Origin of the sequence: Pelomonas cellulosilytica, assembly GCF_021353265.1 — a bacterium.
Classification (GTDB): Bacteria; Pseudomonadota; Gammaproteobacteria; order Burkholderiales; family Burkholderiaceae_C; genus Pelomonas; species Pelomonas cellulosilytica.
The window spans coordinates 352,521-367,939 of record NZ_JAJTWU010000002.1 but is presented as its reverse complement, the minus strand read 5'-3'; the positions used below and the strand labels follow the sequence as shown (position 1 = coordinate 367,939).

Here is a 15,419-nt window from a genome sequence, read left to right as displayed (position 1 = left end):
GCGCTATCCGCGCTGAATGCATCGGTCGGATCGGGGCTTCTGTGTTGTTTAGTAAAGCTGTGACCCACAGCCTGTTGACGTCGGTTTTGCTGCGCGGCCAGCCGGGCGCGTCAGCCAGCCGCGGGCGGGCGCAGCAATGAGCGTGGTGACCATCCGCGACATCGCTGAGGCCACCGGCCTGTCGTCGGGCACGATCTCGCGCGCGCTGAAAAACCAGGCTGGCATGACCGAGGCCACGCGCAACAAGGTGCGTGACGCCGCACTGCGGCTGGGCTACGACTTCTCGCAGCTGCGCAAGACCCGCATCCGCCGCATCGCCTTCCTGCTGCACAGCCAGCACAACACGCTGGCCTCCACCCCCTTCTACTCGCCGGTGCTGCATGGCGCCGAGCAGGCCTGCCGCCGCGAGGCCATCTCGCTGTCCTTCAACATCGTCGACCCCGCGGAGTCGGTGACCGAACAGATCCGCCGGCACCAGGCCGACGCGCTGTTCTGCGCCGGCTTCTTCGAGCCCGAGGTGCTGTCGGTGCTGAAGCAGACCGGCAAACCGCTGGTGCTGGTGGACATCCAGCGGCGCGGCTTCACGTCCGTCAACCCGGACAACGCGCTGGGCGGCTATCTGGCCACACGCCACCTGCTGCGCAGCGGCAGGCGGCGCATCGCGCTGCTGTCGGGGTCGCCGGCGCACTTCAGCATCCAGCAGCGCGAGCGGGGCTTCCGCCGCGCGCTGTTCGAGGCGCAGGTCCACGCGGACCCTGAGCTGGAAGTCATCGTGCCCAACCTCGGCGAAGGCGACGAGGCCGTCACTGCGGCCATGAGCCGCCTGCTGGCGCTGCCCAAGCCACCCGATGCTGTCGTCGCCTACAACGACAGCACCGCCCTCGTCGCCATGAAGCACTGCCTGACCGCCGGCCTGCGCGTGCCGCAGGACATCGCCTTCGTCGGCTTCGACGACATCATCGGCGCGGCCACTGCTGCGCCGCCCCTCAGCACAGTGCGCGTCGACAAGGAGGCGCTGGGCGCCGCCGGCGTCGACCTGCTGCTGCGCCACAAACCCGAAGACACGCCCGTCGAGATCACGCTGCCGGTCGAACTGATCGTTCGCGAAAGCAGCTGCGCCGAATAGCTCACCCTTACCTCAAGCAACACACCATGTCCGAATTTCCCGACTTCCGTTCCCGGGCGGTGCTGCTCGCGCACGCGCAGCACACGATGAACTTCTACCACCCGCGCTGCCTCGCGCCGAGCGGCGGGATGTACCACTACTTCAAGGACGACGGCACCGTTTACGACGCGGCCCACCGCCACCTCGTCAGCAGCACGCGCTTCGTCTTCACCTACGCGATGGCCTACCGCCACTTCGGCGACCCGGCCTACCTGGAAGGCCTGCGGCACGCGGTGCACTTCCTGCGCGAGGCACACCGCGACCGCGCCCATGGCGGCTACAACTGGCTGCTGAGCTGCCACGCCGGCGAATGCGGTGTCGTCGATGGCACGAAACACGCCTACGGCCACGCCTTCGTGCTGCTGGCCTACGCGCACGCCGTGCGCGCCGGCCTGGAAGACGCCCGCGGCTGGCTCGACGAGGCCTACCAGCTGCTGGAAGCCCGCTTCTGGGACGCCGAGGCCGGCCTTTACGCCGACGAGGCCAGCGAGGACTGGAGCACTCTGTCCAGCTACCGCGGCCAGAACGCCAACATGCATGCCTGCGAAGCCATGCTGGCCGCCTTCGACGCCACCGGTGAGCAGCGCTACCTGCAGCGTGCCTACACGCTGGCCTTCAACATCACGCAACGCCAGGCCGAGCGCTGCGGCGGCCTGGTCTGGGAGCACTACGACGCCCAGTGGCAGCCCGACTGGCGCTACAACATCGACGACCCGGCCCACCTGTTCCGCCCCTGGGGCTACCAGCCCGGCCACTTCACCGAATGGGCCAAGCTCCTGCTGCAACTGGAGGCGCGTGGCGCGTCGCTGGGCCAGGACCTGAGCTGGGCGCTGCCAACGGCCGAGCGGCTGTTCACCGTGGCGGTCGAGAAGGGTTGGGACGCCAAGCACGGCGGTCTGCACTACTCGCTGGCGCCGGAGCTGAGCGTCTGCGACGCCGACAAATACTTCTGGGTGCAGGCCGAGAGCGCCGCCGCCGCCGCGTTGCTGGCCACCCGCACCGGCAACGCCGCCTACTGGGGCTGGTACGACCGGCTGTGGCAGTACAGCTGGACGCACTTCGTCGACCACCAGCATGGCGCCTGGTACCGCATCCTCGACGGCGAGAACCGCAAGCTCAGCGACGAGAAGAGCCCCGCCGGCAAGGTCGACTACCACACGATGGGTGCCTGCTACGACATCGCCGCCGCGCTCGACGCCGCACGCCATGGCTGACGCGCCGCTGATGCTGTGCGCCGGCGAGGCGCTGACCGACATGATCAACCTCGGCGACGAGCGCTGGGTCAGCCGCGAGGGCGGCGCCGGCTGGAATGTCGCCCGCGCGCTCGCCGCGCTGGGCGAGCCCACGGCGTTTGCCGGCGCCATCAGCCGCGACCGCTTCGGCGACGCGCTGTGGGCCGCCAGCGTCGCCGCCGGGCTAGACGTGCGCGGGCTGCAGCGCGTGGCCCGTTCGCCGCTGCTGGCCATCGTCGAGCACGGCGAGCCGCCGCGCTACTTCTTCATCGGCGACGACAGCGCCGACCTGCACTTCGATGCCGACGCGCTGCCCGCCGACTGGCCCGCGACGCTGCGCTGGGCGCACTTCGGCGGCATCAGCCTCGCGCGCGAGCCGCTGGCCGGCCGGCTGCTGGCACTGGCCGAGCGGCTGAAGGCCCAGGGCGTGTCCATCAGCTACGACCCGAACTACCGCATCCTGATGGACGAGCGCTACACGCCCACGCTGCGGCGCATGGCGGCGCTGGCTGACCTCATCAAGGTCTCTGACGACGACCTGCGCGGCCTCTTCCCCGGGCTGGCCGTCGAAGACGCGCTGCAGAAACTGCGTGCGATGGCGCCACAAGCGCTGTGCCTGCTGACCCGCGGCGGCGACGGCGCCAGCGTGTTCCACGGCGACACGCGCTGCGACGCCCGCGCGCCGCAGGTGACCGTGGTGGACACCGTCGGTGCCGGCGACGCCACCGTTGCCGGCCTGCTTCACAGCCTCACCCGCCACGCCGACCGCCCACTGCAGGCCCACCTGCACGCCGCGCTGGCGGCCGGCTCGGCGGCCTGCCTACAGTCCGGCGCCACGCCGCCGCGGCGCGAGGCGATGGACCAGCTTTTCGACACGCTGCAGGCGGCTGCGCGATGACCCCTTAGCCTTGCGCTCGGTCGGCGGCGCCCGCCAGGCGATCATCGGACCGCCGCCGCACACGCCAGGCCGCCCCAGCGCCAACAATGACACCTGCCCAGGAGACAACAACATGGCCATCACCCCCCAACGCGCGGCGCCCGCCGCGCAGTCCCAGGACGCCGGCACGCCGGCGAGCCGCAACCACACCAGCGCGCTCGTCATCGTCACGCTGCTGTTCTTCATGTGGGGCCTCATCACTTCGCTGAACGATGTGCTCATTCCCCACCTCAAGGCCATCTACACGCTGAGCTACGTGCAGGCCATGCTGGTGCAGTTCTGCTTCTTCGGCGCCTACTTCATCGTCTCGCTGCCGGCGGGCGCGCTGATCCGCCGCCTGGGCTACCAGAAGGGCGCCGTCGCCGGCCTGCTGATCGCCGCCGCCGGCTGCGCACTGTTCTACCCCGCGTCGACAAGCGGCTACGGCCTGTTCCTGTTCGCGTTCTTCGTGTTGGCCTCGGGCATCACCGTGCTGCAGGTCGCGGCCAACCCCTATGTCACGGTGCTGGGCCCGCCGCGCACGGCGTCCAGCCGCCTCACGCTGACGCAGGCCTTCAACTCGCTGGGCACCACCATCGGCCCGGCCGCGGGCGGGCTGCTGATCCTGTCCACCGCCGGCGCGGCCGTCGCCAATGCCGCCACCGTGCAAGGCCCCTACCTGGCGCTGGCCGCCACGCTGGTCGTGCTGGCTGTGCTGTTCCTCGCCGCCAAGCTGCCGCAGATCACGGAAGGCGAGGACGAAGCGCTGCCCGGCGAAGGCCACGGCTCGGCCTGGGCACACCGCCACCTGGTGCTGGGCGCCATCGGCATCTTCCTGTACGTGGGCGCCGAGGTCAGCATCGGTAGCTTCCTGATCAATTTCCTCGGCGAGCCGAGCATCGCCGGCCTGTCGCATGCCGACGGCGCGCAGTACGTCAGCCTCTACTGGGCCGGCGCGATGGTGGGCCGCTTCATCGGCTTCGTCGTCATGCGCTTCGTGAGCCCGGGCAAGACGCTGGCCTTCAACTCGGTCGCGGCCATCGCCCTCGTGCTCGCCGCCACCTTCGGCCACGGCCACGCCGCGATGTGGGCCATCCTGGCCGTGGGCCTGTGCAACTCCATCATGTTCCCGACGATCTTCAGCATGGCGCTGCACAACCTGGGCCGGCACACCGGCCAGGGCTCCGGCATCCTGTGCATGGCCATCGTCGGCGGCGCCATCGTGCCCTTCGCACAGGGCGCACTGGCCGATGGCCTGGGCGTGCAGCTGTCCTTCCTGCTGCCGGCGGCCTGCTATGCCTTCATCTTGTACTTCGGAGCGAAGTACGCGGGGATGTACGTGAAGCAGTAAAGGGTGACGCGGTGCGGCGGCGAGATGCCGGCCGCACCGGCGTCAACAACGGGCTGCGACGGCGTGCCGCTCCGCAAGCCCCGCCACTTCAAAGGGCCGCAGGCGGCCGGTCGCCAGGCGCTGCCCCGAACTGGCGGTTGGGCTCGCTGCCCATGACGAACACCAGCCGTCCGCCCTGCACGAGGCTGGCGTGGTCGATCCAGCTGCGCTTGTAGGGTTGGCCGCGCCACGTCACCGACTGCACGTAGCGCTGCGCCGGGCCGTTGCCTTGGGCTTCGATCTCCAGCCGCGCGCCGCCCGGCAGCGTCAGCACTGCGCTTGACACCAGCGGGCTGCCGAAGACATAGCGCGCGCTGACCGGGTCCACCGGATACAGGCCCAGCGCGCTGAGCAGAAGCCAGGCCGACATCTGGCCGCAGTCCTCGTTGCCGGAGAGGCCATCGGGCTGGTCGCTGTAGAGCGTGTCCATGATCTCGCGCACGCGGGCATGGGTCTTCCACGGCTGGCCGGCGTAGGCGTAGAGGTAGGCGATGTGGTGGCTGGGCTCGTTGCCGTGGGCGTACTGGCCGATGAGGCCTGCGATGTCCGGTGGCGCGCCGGGCAGTTGCTCGGAGCTGGTGGTGAATAGCGCGTCGAGCTTGTCGATGAAGCCCGCCTCGCCACCGAACAGCTGCATGTAGCCGGCCACGTCATGCTGGTTCAGGAAGGTGGCCTGCCAGGCGTTGGACTCGGTGAAGTCATGCCATCGCGCGGAGTGCCCGAGCGCCCGCGGCTCGAAGGGCTCGGCCCAGCGGCCATTGGCCAGGCGAGGCCGCACGAAGCGCTGCGCCGGGTCGAACACGTTCCGGTAGTTCAGCGAGCGCTGCTGCAGCAGCACCGCGTCGTCGTTCGCGCCCACGCCGCGCGCGAGGCGGGCCAGCGCCCAGTCGTCGTAGGCGTATTCCAGCGTCTTGCTGGTGGCCTCTTCTTCCTGGTCGGACGGGATGTAGCCCAGCCGCCGGTACTGCGGCAGACCGCGGTAGGCGTCGTCCATCGCGCGCTGGCGCCACAGCGGCCAGGCGCGCTTGAAGTCGATGCCGGTGAAGCCCTTGGCCAGGGCCTCGGCGACGACGACGGCCGAGTGGTAGCCGATCATGCAGCCCGTCTCGCGGCCTTGCAGCGGCCACACGGGCACGCCCTGTTCGCTCTGCTCGGCCATGCGGATGAGGCTGTTGACGAGATCAGGCACGCGGCCGGGCGCGGCCAGCGTCAGCAGCGGGTGCAGGCTGCGGTAGGTGTCCCACAGCGAGAACTGCGTGTAGTTGCGCTCGCCATGCGGCAGCTGGTGCACCTGCAGGTCCATGCCGCGGTAGCGGCCGTCCACGTCGCTGAACAGCGTGGGCGCCAGCAGGCTGTGATACAGGGCCGTGTAGAGCATGCGCTGATGCCGGGCATCGAAGGTTTGCAGCTGCAGCACGGACAGCTCGCGCTCCCACGCGACGCTGGCGTCGGCGCGCACGGCGTCGAAGTCCCAGCCGGGCAGCTCCTCGCGCAGGTTGCGCAGCGCGCCCTCGGCGCTGACGGCCGAGATGCCGCACTTCACCAGCAGCGGCTCGCCCGCCTCCGTGCGCCAATGCAACGCGGCCAGCAGCTGGGTGCCGCGGGACTCGCGCGCCGTGCTGGCGTCGGCGCCGGCGCCGTTGAACACCTCGAAGCGCTCGAAGGGCCGCGAGAACTGCATTGCGAAATAGATGTGGCGCCCGTCGGCCCACTGCTTGACGCTGCGACCACCCAGCAGCGTGTCGTTGCCCACCACCTGCAGCTCGGCCCACGGCACGCGCGTGGGCACGCCGGGCTTGTCCTGCATGCCGTGGCGCAAGTCCACCATCAGGTGGCTGCGCGCGCTGGCCGGGAAGGTGTAGCGGTGCAGGCCCACGCGCTCGGTGGCGGTGAGCTCGACGGTGACGCCGCGGTCGCGCAGTGCGACGCGGTAGTAGCCGGGCTCGGCCGCCTGGTCGGCGTGCGTGAACGGCGCGCGCCAGCCCAGCTCGGGATTGGAGGGCGGGCCGGGCTGGCGCTTCACGTCGCCCACACCCGGCATCACCAGCACGTCCAGCAGGTCGCCGATGCCGGTGCCGCTGAGGTGGGTGTGTGAGAAGCCCATGATCGAGCGGTCGCTGTCGTGATAGCCGGAGCAGGAGTCCCAGACGGCGTTGTACGTGTCGGGGCCCAGTTGCACCATGCCGAAAGGCCGCGTGGCGGCCGGCGTGGTGTGGCCATGACCGCCGGTGCCGATGAAGAGGTCGACATGGCGAGTCAGCTTGTCGGCGGGCAGCGCGGTCGCGCCGGCCTCGCGCGGGCCCGGCGTGGCGCAGCCGGCCAGCGGCAGGCTGGCCGCGGCGGCGGCCGTCTTGAGCAGGTGGCGGCGGGTAGGGGTGTCCATGGGGTCAGTTCGCTTGCAGCAGCGCGGGCTTGCGCCGCGCCAGGTCGAGGATGAGTTCGCCGAACAGGCCGTTGGCCCAGGCGAACCAGGCGCGGGTGTAGTGCGTGGCGTCGTCCTGGTCGAAGGCCTCGTGCATGAAGCCGGTGCCGGCATGGCTGGCCTGCAGCCAGCGCAGGCACTGGCGGATCTCGGCGTCGCCGGCGGGCGTGGCCGGTGCGGTGAGCGCCTTCACCGTGATGGACATCGGCCAGATCATGCGCAGGCCCTCATGCGGCCCGCCCGTGCCCTCGGCCACGCGGCCGCGGAAGAAGTACGGGTTGTCCGGACTCCAAGCGCGGGCCCGGGTGCGACGGTACAGCGGCTCGTCCACCGCGCACACGCCCAGGTAGGGCAGGCTCAGCAGGCTGGGCGCGTTGGCGTCGTCCATGAAGAGCTGGTTGCCGAAGCCGTCCACCTCGTAGGCCCAGACCTCACCCTGCGGCGTGCGCAGCCGGGCATGGCGGCGCAGGGCAGTGGCGACCTCGTCGGCCAGCGCCTTGGCGTCGGTGGCCAGCGCGGTGTCGTGCAGCACGGCGTTGGCGATCTCGGCCAGCTGGCGCAGCGACACGACGGCGAACAGGTTGGCCGGCACGAGGAAGGGGTAGACGCAGGCGTCGTCCGACGGGCGGAACATCGAGTGGATCAGCCCCACCGGCCGGGTCGGCGCGCCGTAGCCGCTGAGCACCAGCGTCTCGGTCGCGGCTTCGGCCTTGCGCTGGAACTGGTAGGGCCCCGGCCCCGTCTTGCGCTGCTGTTCGCGCATCGTGCGCACGACTGCGCGCATGGCCTCGGCCCACTGCTCGTCGAATGGCGTCACGTCACCGCTGGCGCGCCAGTAGCCGTGGGCCAGGCGGAGGGGCCAGCACAGCGAGTCCAGTTCCCACTTGCGCTCGGACACGCCGGGCCGCATGTCGGTCAGGTCGCCGATAGCCCACTTGAGCTGCGTGCGGGCCGTGGGATCCTGCAGGAAGGCGTTGGCGTAGGGGTCGATAAGTATGCAGCGCGCATGCCGGTGGATGACGCCCTGGAACAGCCGGCGCAGCTCGGCGTCCTCGCGCACGAACGGCAGGTAGGGCCAGACCTGGGCCGACGAGTCGCGCAGCCACATCGCGTCGATGTCGCCGGTGATGACGAAGGCGTCAGGCTTGCCGTCCACGGTGCCAAGGCTGACCGTCGTGTCCAGCGTGTTGGGCAGGCAGTTAGCGAACAGCCAGGCCAGCTCGGGGTCGCCGATGCGGCGCTGCACGTCGGCGATGGCGGCGTCCACCGTACGGCTGACGAAATGGCGCTGGCCCGGCGGCGGGCGGCGGCTCTCGAAGGTCGCTGCCGAAGCGCGCGGGGCGCCCAAGCCAGCCAGGCCAGTGAGGCCGGCAGCGGCGCCGAACTGCAACAGCGTGCGTCGCGAAGGGGTGGCATGCATGGGGAGTCCTTTCATCGTGGCAGCAGCTGGCGGCCTTCGATCTCGAAGCCGGTGCGCACCACCTCGGCATGGCCCGGCTGGCCGCCACCGATGGCCAGCTGATAACGCCCTGGCTGCACGGCACGCAGGCCGGCGGCATCGACACGGCTCAGCGCGCGCGCGTCGAGCTGGAACTGCACCGTGCGGCGCTCGCCGGCCTTCAGCGGCACACGCTGGAAGCCCACCAGCGCATGCCGGGGCGACAGTGGACCGGGCATGGCCGGCTCCAGGTAGACCTGCACGACCTCGTCGCCATCGCGCCGACCGGTGTTGGCCACTTCGACGCTGACGGTCAGCGGCTGGCCCGCCACGAGGCGCTCGGCGGACACGGCAGGCGTGCTGTAGGCGAAGCGCGTATAGCTCAGGCCATGGCCGAAGGGCCACAGCGGCGTGCCCTGGAAGTAGCGGTAGGTGCGGCCCTGCATGCCGTAGTCGGCGAAGGGCGGCAGGTCGTCGGCCGAGCGGTAGAACGTGACCGGCAGGCGGCCGGCCGGATTGCTGCGGCCCATCAGCGTCTCGGCGATGGCCTGGCCGCCTACCTCGCCGGGGTACCAGGCGGCCAACACCGCATCGGCATGCTCGGCGGCCCAGCGCAGCGCGACGGCGCTGCCGGACTGCAGCACAACGACGAGAGGCTTGCCGGTGGCCTTGACGGCCTGCAACAGGCGTTCTTGCGTCGCGGGCAGGTCCAGCGAGCTGCGGTCGCCGCCGTCGAAGCCGGGCACCTCCACCTGCAGTTGCTCGCCCTCCAGGTTGGGCGACAGGCCGACGAAGGCGATCACGGCGTCGGACTGCCGCGCCGCAGCGACGGCCTCGCGCAACTGCGCGTCGGCCGGGGCCAGCCATTGCAGCGCCAGGCCCTGGTCCTCACCGGTGTGCAGCCACTCGACGCGCAGCGTCTTAGGGCGGCGATCCTTGAAGCTCACGGTGACGGCGGGCTGATCGGTCTCGCCGTCCAGCAGCAACCGGCCGTCGACATAGAGGCGCACGCGGTCATGACCGGCGCAGTCGAAGCAGCGCTCCACGCGCAGGCCGAGCTGGTAGTCGCCCGCCGCGGGCGGCACGAGCTGGCCCTGCCAGCGCACCGAGTAGCCGCGGGCCGGCAGGCCGGACGCGGGCGGGGCGCGGTTGAAGTCGACGTTCAGCGTCGCGTCTACGCGTGTGGCGACCGGCTTGCCTTCGAGCGCCGCGTTGTCGAACACCTCGCGGCGCAGACCGGCGGCGCGGCCATCGGGCGTGCGCAGCGCAGCCTGCGGCACGGCCACCGGCACGCCATCGGCCAGCGTGGCGCCCTGCGCCGCCCTCACCTGCGCGCGGCCCAGCGCCGCCTGCAGGCCGGCCAGCGGCGTGATGGGGTCACGCGCCACGCCGTGGTAATTGGCATGCAGGTTTTCCAGCAGCTCGGCCGTGGGGCCGACGACGGCCACGCGGCGGCGCGGCGACAGCGGCAGAACGCCGTTGTTCTTCAGCAGCACGATGGACTCGCGCGCGGCGCGCAGCGCCAGCGCGCGGTTCGCGGCCGGGTCAACTGCCGGCGCGGCGGGCACGGCCGGCGCCGGGCTGAACAAGCCCAGCCGCAGCCGCGCCTCGAACAGCCGCTGCAGCGCGCGGTCCACGTCGGCCTCGCTGACGCGGCCGCGCTGCACCGCCTGGGCCAGCGCGGCGAAGCTCTTGCCGCAGTTCAGGTCCGTACCGGCCAGCAGCGAGCGGGCCGAGGCCTCGGCATCGTCGGGCGTGGTCTTGTGGAACAGCGTCATGTCCTCGATGGCGTCGCAGTCGGTGACGACGAAGCCGCGGAAGCCCCAGTCGGTGCGCAGCCGCTCCTGCAGCAGGTCGCCGTTGGCGCAGGCGGGCGTGCCGCCCAGCGCGTTGTAGGCGCACATGACGGAGCCGGCCTGCGCCTCGGTCACGGTCGCGCGGAAGGCCGGCAGGTAGCTGTCCTCCAGGTCGTGCGGCGAAGGGTTGACGTTGAACTGGTGACGGTCCCGCTCCGGCCCGCTGTGCACGGCGAAGTGCTTGGGCGTCGCGATGACGAGCGGATGCTGTGGGTCCGGCCCTTGCAGGCCGCGCACGAAGGCCACGCCTAGGCGGGCGGTCAGCACCGGGTCCTCGCCGTAGGTCTCCTGGCCGCGGCCCCAGCGCGGGTCGCGAAACAGGTTGATGTTGGGCGACCAGATCGTCAGCCCGCCGTAGCGGGCCGAATCGCGCGACACGCCAGGCGCCGGCGGCGCCGACTTGGCCCGGGCCTCGGCCGCGATGACGCCGCCCACCGCTTGCAGCAGCGGCGCGTCCCAGCTGGCGGCCAGGCCGATGGCCTGCGGGAACACGGTGGCCTCGCCGTTGCGGGCCAGGCCGTGCAGGCCCTCGCTCCACCAGCCGTAGGCCGGCAGGCCCAGGCGCTCGATGGCGGGGGCACCGTCCTGCAACTGAGCGACCTTCTCAGGCAGCGTGAGCCGCCGGACGAGATCGGCGGCGCGCTCGGTCACCGGGCGGCGGGCGTCCAGATAGACCGTGGCGGCCTCGTCGGCAAGCGACGGCAGGGGCGCGGCGATCAGCAACGCCGACGCCAGACGCCACATGGCGTTCAGACGCCGACCAAGCAGGGAAGTCATGACTGCACCTCGATAAACCGTGAACGACGTGGTGGGGCGACCCAACCACAACAAGACCCAAAAGGCTGCGAACGGCGGCCATTGGTCTTCAATTGGTATGAAGCTGGTCCGGGGCGGGTTCTATACTCGCGCGCACTTGCGACATTGCCCACGTACAGGGAGTTATGCCAGCTACCAAGCGCCACGCCGCACGCACCGCACTCCCGACGCCGACGGCTGCCCAACCCGGCGGTACGGGCAGGCCCGCCAAAGGCGCGGATGCCGCATCGCCGACCGCAGCCGACCGCGTCAGCCGCCTCGCTCCCGACCCGACGGCGGACAAGCCGCTGTACCTGCAGTTGGTGGACAACCTCAGCGCGGCCATCGCCGCCGGCCAGTGGGGCCCCGGCGAGACGCTGCCGCCGGAGCGCGTGCTGTGCGAGCAGCTGTCGGTGTCTCGAGTCACGCTGCGCATGGCCGTCGACGCGATGGTCGAGCAGGGGCTCGTCACGCGACGCCAGGGCGCGGGCACCTTCGTGCGACCGTCCATCGAGCATGCGCTGTCCAGCCTGACGAGCTTCAGCGAGGTGCTTCGGCAGCAGGGCCACCAGCCGGGCACGCAGTGGATCGAGCAGCTGCTGCGGCGCGCGCATGGCGAGGAGATCCTGCGGCTGGGCCTCTCGCCGGACAGCATGGTGGCGTCGCTGACGCGGCTGCGCAGCTCGGACGGCAAGGTCATGGCCTACGAGCGTGCCGTCGTGCCGGCGCGCCTCGTGCCCGACCCGAAGAAGATTGGCGACTCGCTGTACGCCTACCTCGACGCGCGCGGCTCGCCAGTCGTGCGCGCGCTGCAGCACTTCAAGGCCGTCAGCCTGAATGCGCGGCTGGCGCAGTACCTGCAGATGCGCGAGGGCGAGGCGGTGCTGCGCGTCGTCCGCGTGGGCTACGCGCGAGATGGCAACGCCATCGAGCTGACCGACACGTTCTGCCACAACGACTACTACGACTTCGTCGCCGAGCTGCGGCGCTGACACGTCAACGCAGGTCGCGCGGGTCCAGCTCGACATGGCGGATCTGTGTGCGTTTGTGGGTGTAGCAGATGTGCACGCGGCCGCTGCGCGCCTGGATGGCCGCGGGATAGGAGAACTCCTGGCCGGGCTCGTCTTCCAGCGTTAGCACCGTGCCCCAGCGCCTGCCGCCGTCGGCTGAGACGGCCACGTCCAGCCGGTCGCGGCCATTCCACCAGTCGCGGCCGCGCTCGCGCGGGTTGAACACCATCAGCAACCGGCCATCGGCCAGGCCCAGCGCCTCGATGCCGGCGTTGGGGTTGGGCAGCGACGTCAGCTGCGGCGGCGACCAGCTGATGCCACCGTCGCGCGAGCGCGTAACGGCGATGCGGTTGGACATGCTGCGCGCGAAGGCCAGCACGCTGCCGTCCGGCCGCAGCACGGCGCTCGGCTGGATCATGCCGAGGCCGCGCGGGTCGGCCACCGAAGCACCCACCTGCCAGTGGCGTCCGAGGTCCGGCGTGCGCTCGAAGTGGATGCGCCAGTGGCCCTGGTCATCCTCGGTGCTGGACGGGCACAGCAGCGTGCCGTCGGGCAGCAGCAGCGGCTTGCTGCGGATGGGGCCCAGCGCACCGTCCGGCAGGCGCTGCGGCGCAGACCAGCTGCGGCCGCCGTCGTCCGACGTGATCAGCTCGCCCCACCATTGCTGCGGGCTGGGGCCGACCTTGTAGAACAGCAGCAGTGGCCCACCCTGGGCCGCGCCGGCCTGGAACAGCACCGGGTTCCACGTGGGCAGCGTGCTGCCGTCGGGCTGGCGTCCATCGGCCACCGGCTGCGGCGCCGTCCAGCCACCGACCTCGCGACGCGCACACCAGATGCGCACGTCGGGCGCGCGTTCGGCAGTGCCGCCGAACCAGGCGGCCAGCAGGCTGCCGTCGGGCAGCTCGGCGAGCGTGGACGCATGGACCTGCGGCGTCGTTTGCTGCGAGTCGATGAATTCGCGGCGCACGGTGGACTCCGCGGCCAGCACCTGCGGGCCGACGACGCCCGCCAGCAAGCCGCCCAGCAGCTGACGTCGCGAGGTGCCGGGGCGGCGGCCGGTCACAGCGCGCTCCGCAGCGCGGCGATGCGGGCCGCGTCGATGCCGGCGTCGAAGCGCCCGCCGATGCGGGCGGCGCTGCCGACGTGGTACTGCCGCGCGCCGATGACGGCATGCAGCGTCGGCAGGTTGGCTACCGTGACGCCCGAGCCCACCAGCGGCTCGACGCCCTCGCCGCGCCGCGAGCACGCCACCATCCGGCGCAGCAGCGCCGCGCCGTCGTCGGCGGTGGGAGCGGCGCCGGAGGTCAGCAACTGCGCGACGGGGCCGCGGTAGGCACCCAGCACGTCGAAGGCCTGCCACGGGTCGCGGCAGGCGTCGAAGGCCCGGTGGAAGGTGACTGGCAGGCCGTCGGCCCAGTGCAGCACCTGCTCCAGGCGCTCGGTGTGGATGTCGCCCTCGTCCGTCAGCGCGCCGAAGACGATGCCAGCAGCGCCGGCATCGCGCGCCACGGCGATGGCTTCGCGCACCTGCGCCATGTCGGCTTCATCGTAGACGAAGGAGCGCGCATGCGGCCGCGCCATCACCATGACCGGGATGCTGCAGGCGCGCACGACGGCCTGCACGATCTCGGCGGCCGGCGTGAGGCCGCCCTGGGCCATGTCGGACACAAGCTCCAGCCGGTCCGCGCCAGCGGCTGCGGCCGCGGCGGCGTCCTGCGCATCGAGCACGATGACTTCAAGAAGGACGGCGCTGCAGTCGTTCATGGCTGGCGGGCGAAGAGCTTGAACTCGCGGATCGCCGGCGTGCCGACGCTGGACACGACGCACAGCCGCACGCGGCGCGTGGTGACGGGCTCGAACTTGTCGATCTTCATGTGGCCGATGGCCTGGGCGCTGGACAGCGTCTGCCAGCGGCGGCCGTCCCAGGCCTGGATGACGTAGCGGCGCACCAGTTGGCCATCTTCGAGCCGCTCCATTGTCAGCGCGCGGTCAATCGAGACCGGCTTGCCGAGATCGACCTCCAGCACGCCGCGGTTGGCCGGCGTTACGACCCAGGACGTGTCGGGGTCGTTGTCCAGCGCGGCGGCCGACAACGCATCGGTCCTGGCATGGCGCGCAGCCACGTTGGCTGCGTCGCCATAGCGGCGCTGCAGCGCCTCGCCGAACTCGGTCAGCCGCTTCACGTCGGCATCGGGCAGCAGGCCGCGACGGTCGGGCGCGATGCCCAGGACCAGCTGGCCGCCCCGGCCCACGCTGTCTTCGTAGTTCTGCATCAGCTCGTCGACGGTCTTCAGCGACGTGTCGAACTCGGGCCGGGAGTTCCAGAACCAGAAGTCCTTGTGCAGCGGCGTGTCCACCTCGACCGGCCGCCAGCGCAACTTGCCGTGGCGATCGATGACGTTCCAGTTCTCGCCCTCGATGACGCCGATCTCGTTGCCCACCCAGCGGATGTCGCCGTACTCGAACAGCGCCGTGTCGGCGAATACCATCGCGTTGGGCTGATAGGTGCGCAGCTCGGCGACATAGCGCTCGAAGTCATAGACATGGCCAGCACTGCCGGCGCCGTCCAGCCACCATTCGACGAGCGGGCCGTAGCCCGAGGCCAGCTCCACGAGCTGGCCGGCATAGAAGGTGTCGTAGGCCTTCGCGTCGGCGTAGCGCGGCTCGTGGCGGTCCCACGGCGACAGGTAGACGCCCAGGCCCAGGCCCTGCTGCTTTGCCGCGGCAGCCGTCATGCGAACGAGGTCGCCCTTGCCGCCCAGCCAGGGGCTGGCCTTCACGGAGTAGTCGCTCTGCTGCGTGGGCCACAGCGCGAAACCGTCGTGGTGCTTGGCCACGAGGATCATGTAGTTGGCGCCGGCCGACTTGACCGCCCGCGCCCACTGCACAGGGTCCACCTGGCCGGGGTTGAACACCGCGGGGTCGGCCTTGCCGTCACCCCATTCCCGGTCGAGGAAGGTGTTGGTGCCGAAATGCACGATGACACCGAAAGCGCGGTCCTGCCAGGCCACCTGCTGCGGCGACGGCTTGATGTCCGAGAAGTTCTGGGCGACTGCAGGCAGCGCGGCGGCCAGGCAGGCCAGCGCCTGGACGAGGTGGCGGACCTTCGACAGCATGGGCGTTCCAACATGAGTGGCGCGCGTCGCGCACCACGGAAACAGGACCGGCTCCGCAGGGAGCCGGCGCTTGCAAATC

11 protein-coding genes are annotated in these 15,419 nt (G+C 71.1%); 5 read left to right on the top strand and 6 right to left on the bottom strand.

Annotation, left to right across the window (positions count from 1 at the left end):
* Positions 1 to 136: 136 nt before the first annotated feature.
* The 4 genes from LXT13_RS05615 to LXT13_RS05600 all read left to right on the top strand — a co-directional run bounded on the left by LXT13_RS05615 (position 137) and on the right by LXT13_RS05600 (position 4,664).
* Positions 137 to 1,126: a LacI family DNA-binding transcriptional regulator gene (locus LXT13_RS05615; protein ID WP_233370671.1), complete on the top strand. Its 990-nt coding sequence runs from the start codon at positions 137 to 139 to the stop codon at positions 1,124 to 1,126.
* Positions 1,127 to 1,152: 26 nt separating this feature from the next.
* Positions 1,153 to 2,379: an AGE family epimerase/isomerase gene (locus LXT13_RS05610; RefSeq protein ID WP_233370670.1), complete on the top strand. Its 1,227-nt coding sequence runs from the start codon at positions 1,153 to 1,155 to the stop codon at positions 2,377 to 2,379.
* On the top strand, positions 2,372 to 3,295 hold the full coding sequence (locus tag LXT13_RS05605; RefSeq protein ID WP_233370668.1) for a carbohydrate kinase family protein: 924 nt from the start codon (positions 2,372 to 2,374) through the stop codon (positions 3,293 to 3,295). Before LXT13_RS05610 ends, LXT13_RS05605 begins: the two co-directional genes overlap by 8 nt.
* 112 nt (positions 3,296 to 3,407) lie before the next feature.
* Complete coding sequence (locus tag LXT13_RS05600; protein ID WP_233370667.1) at positions 3,408 to 4,664, top strand: sugar MFS transporter; 1,257 nt, start codon at positions 3,408 to 3,410, stop codon at positions 4,662 to 4,664.
* Between the two features lie 88 nt (positions 4,665 to 4,752).
* Here the strand turns inward: LXT13_RS05600 and LXT13_RS05595 are convergent, their stop codons facing one another.
* Genes LXT13_RS05595 through LXT13_RS05585 form a run of 3 tightly spaced genes read right to left on the bottom strand, consistent with a single transcriptional unit; the run spans position 4,753 to position 11,196 of the window.
* Positions 4,753 to 7,086 carry a GH92 family glycosyl hydrolase gene (locus tag LXT13_RS05595; RefSeq protein ID WP_233370666.1) on the bottom strand — a complete coding sequence of 778 codons (2,334 nt, stop codon included), beginning with the start codon at positions 7,084 to 7,086 and terminating at the stop codon, positions 4,753 to 4,755.
* A gap of 4 nt (positions 7,087 to 7,090) precedes the next feature.
* A complete protein-coding gene (locus LXT13_RS05590) occupies positions 7,091 to 8,545 on the bottom strand; it encodes a glycoside hydrolase family 125 protein (protein ID WP_233370664.1) in 1,455 nt (484 codons plus the stop codon).
* An 11-nt stretch (positions 8,546 to 8,556) separates the two neighbouring features.
* Positions 8,557 to 11,196: a glycoside hydrolase family 3 C-terminal domain-containing protein gene (locus LXT13_RS05585; protein WP_233370662.1), complete on the bottom strand. Its 2,640-nt coding sequence runs from the start codon at positions 11,194 to 11,196 to the stop codon at positions 8,557 to 8,559.
* 164 nt (positions 11,197 to 11,360) lie between these two features.
* Here LXT13_RS05585 and LXT13_RS05580 point away from each other — a divergent pair, with 164 nt between their 5' ends.
* Positions 11,361 to 12,206, top strand: a complete 846-nt coding sequence (locus LXT13_RS05580; RefSeq protein WP_233370660.1) for a GntR family transcriptional regulator — start codon at positions 11,361 to 11,363, stop codon at positions 12,204 to 12,206.
* A gap of 4 nt (positions 12,207 to 12,210) precedes the next feature.
* On the opposite strand, the gene LXT13_RS05575 is transcribed toward LXT13_RS05580, so the two are convergent.
* From LXT13_RS05575 to LXT13_RS05565, 3 genes are read right to left on the bottom strand one after another with little or no spacing between them, the layout of a single operon-like run.
* The gene (locus LXT13_RS05575; RefSeq protein ID WP_233370659.1) at positions 12,211 to 13,287 is read right to left on the bottom strand and encodes a sialidase family protein; all 1,077 of its coding nucleotides are present in this window, start codon (positions 13,285 to 13,287) and stop codon (positions 12,211 to 12,213) included.
* A complete protein-coding gene (locus LXT13_RS05570; RefSeq protein ID WP_233370658.1) occupies positions 13,284 to 13,988 on the bottom strand; it encodes a copper homeostasis protein CutC in 705 nt (234 codons plus the stop codon). Before LXT13_RS05570 ends, LXT13_RS05575 begins: the two co-directional genes overlap by 4 nt.
* Positions 13,985 to 15,340, bottom strand: coding sequence for an alpha-L-fucosidase (locus tag LXT13_RS05565; protein ID WP_233370657.1), 1,356 nt, complete (start codon positions 15,338 to 15,340; stop codon positions 13,985 to 13,987). Before LXT13_RS05565 ends, LXT13_RS05570 begins: the two co-directional genes overlap by 4 nt.
* Between the last annotated feature and the right edge of the window lie 79 nt (positions 15,341 to 15,419).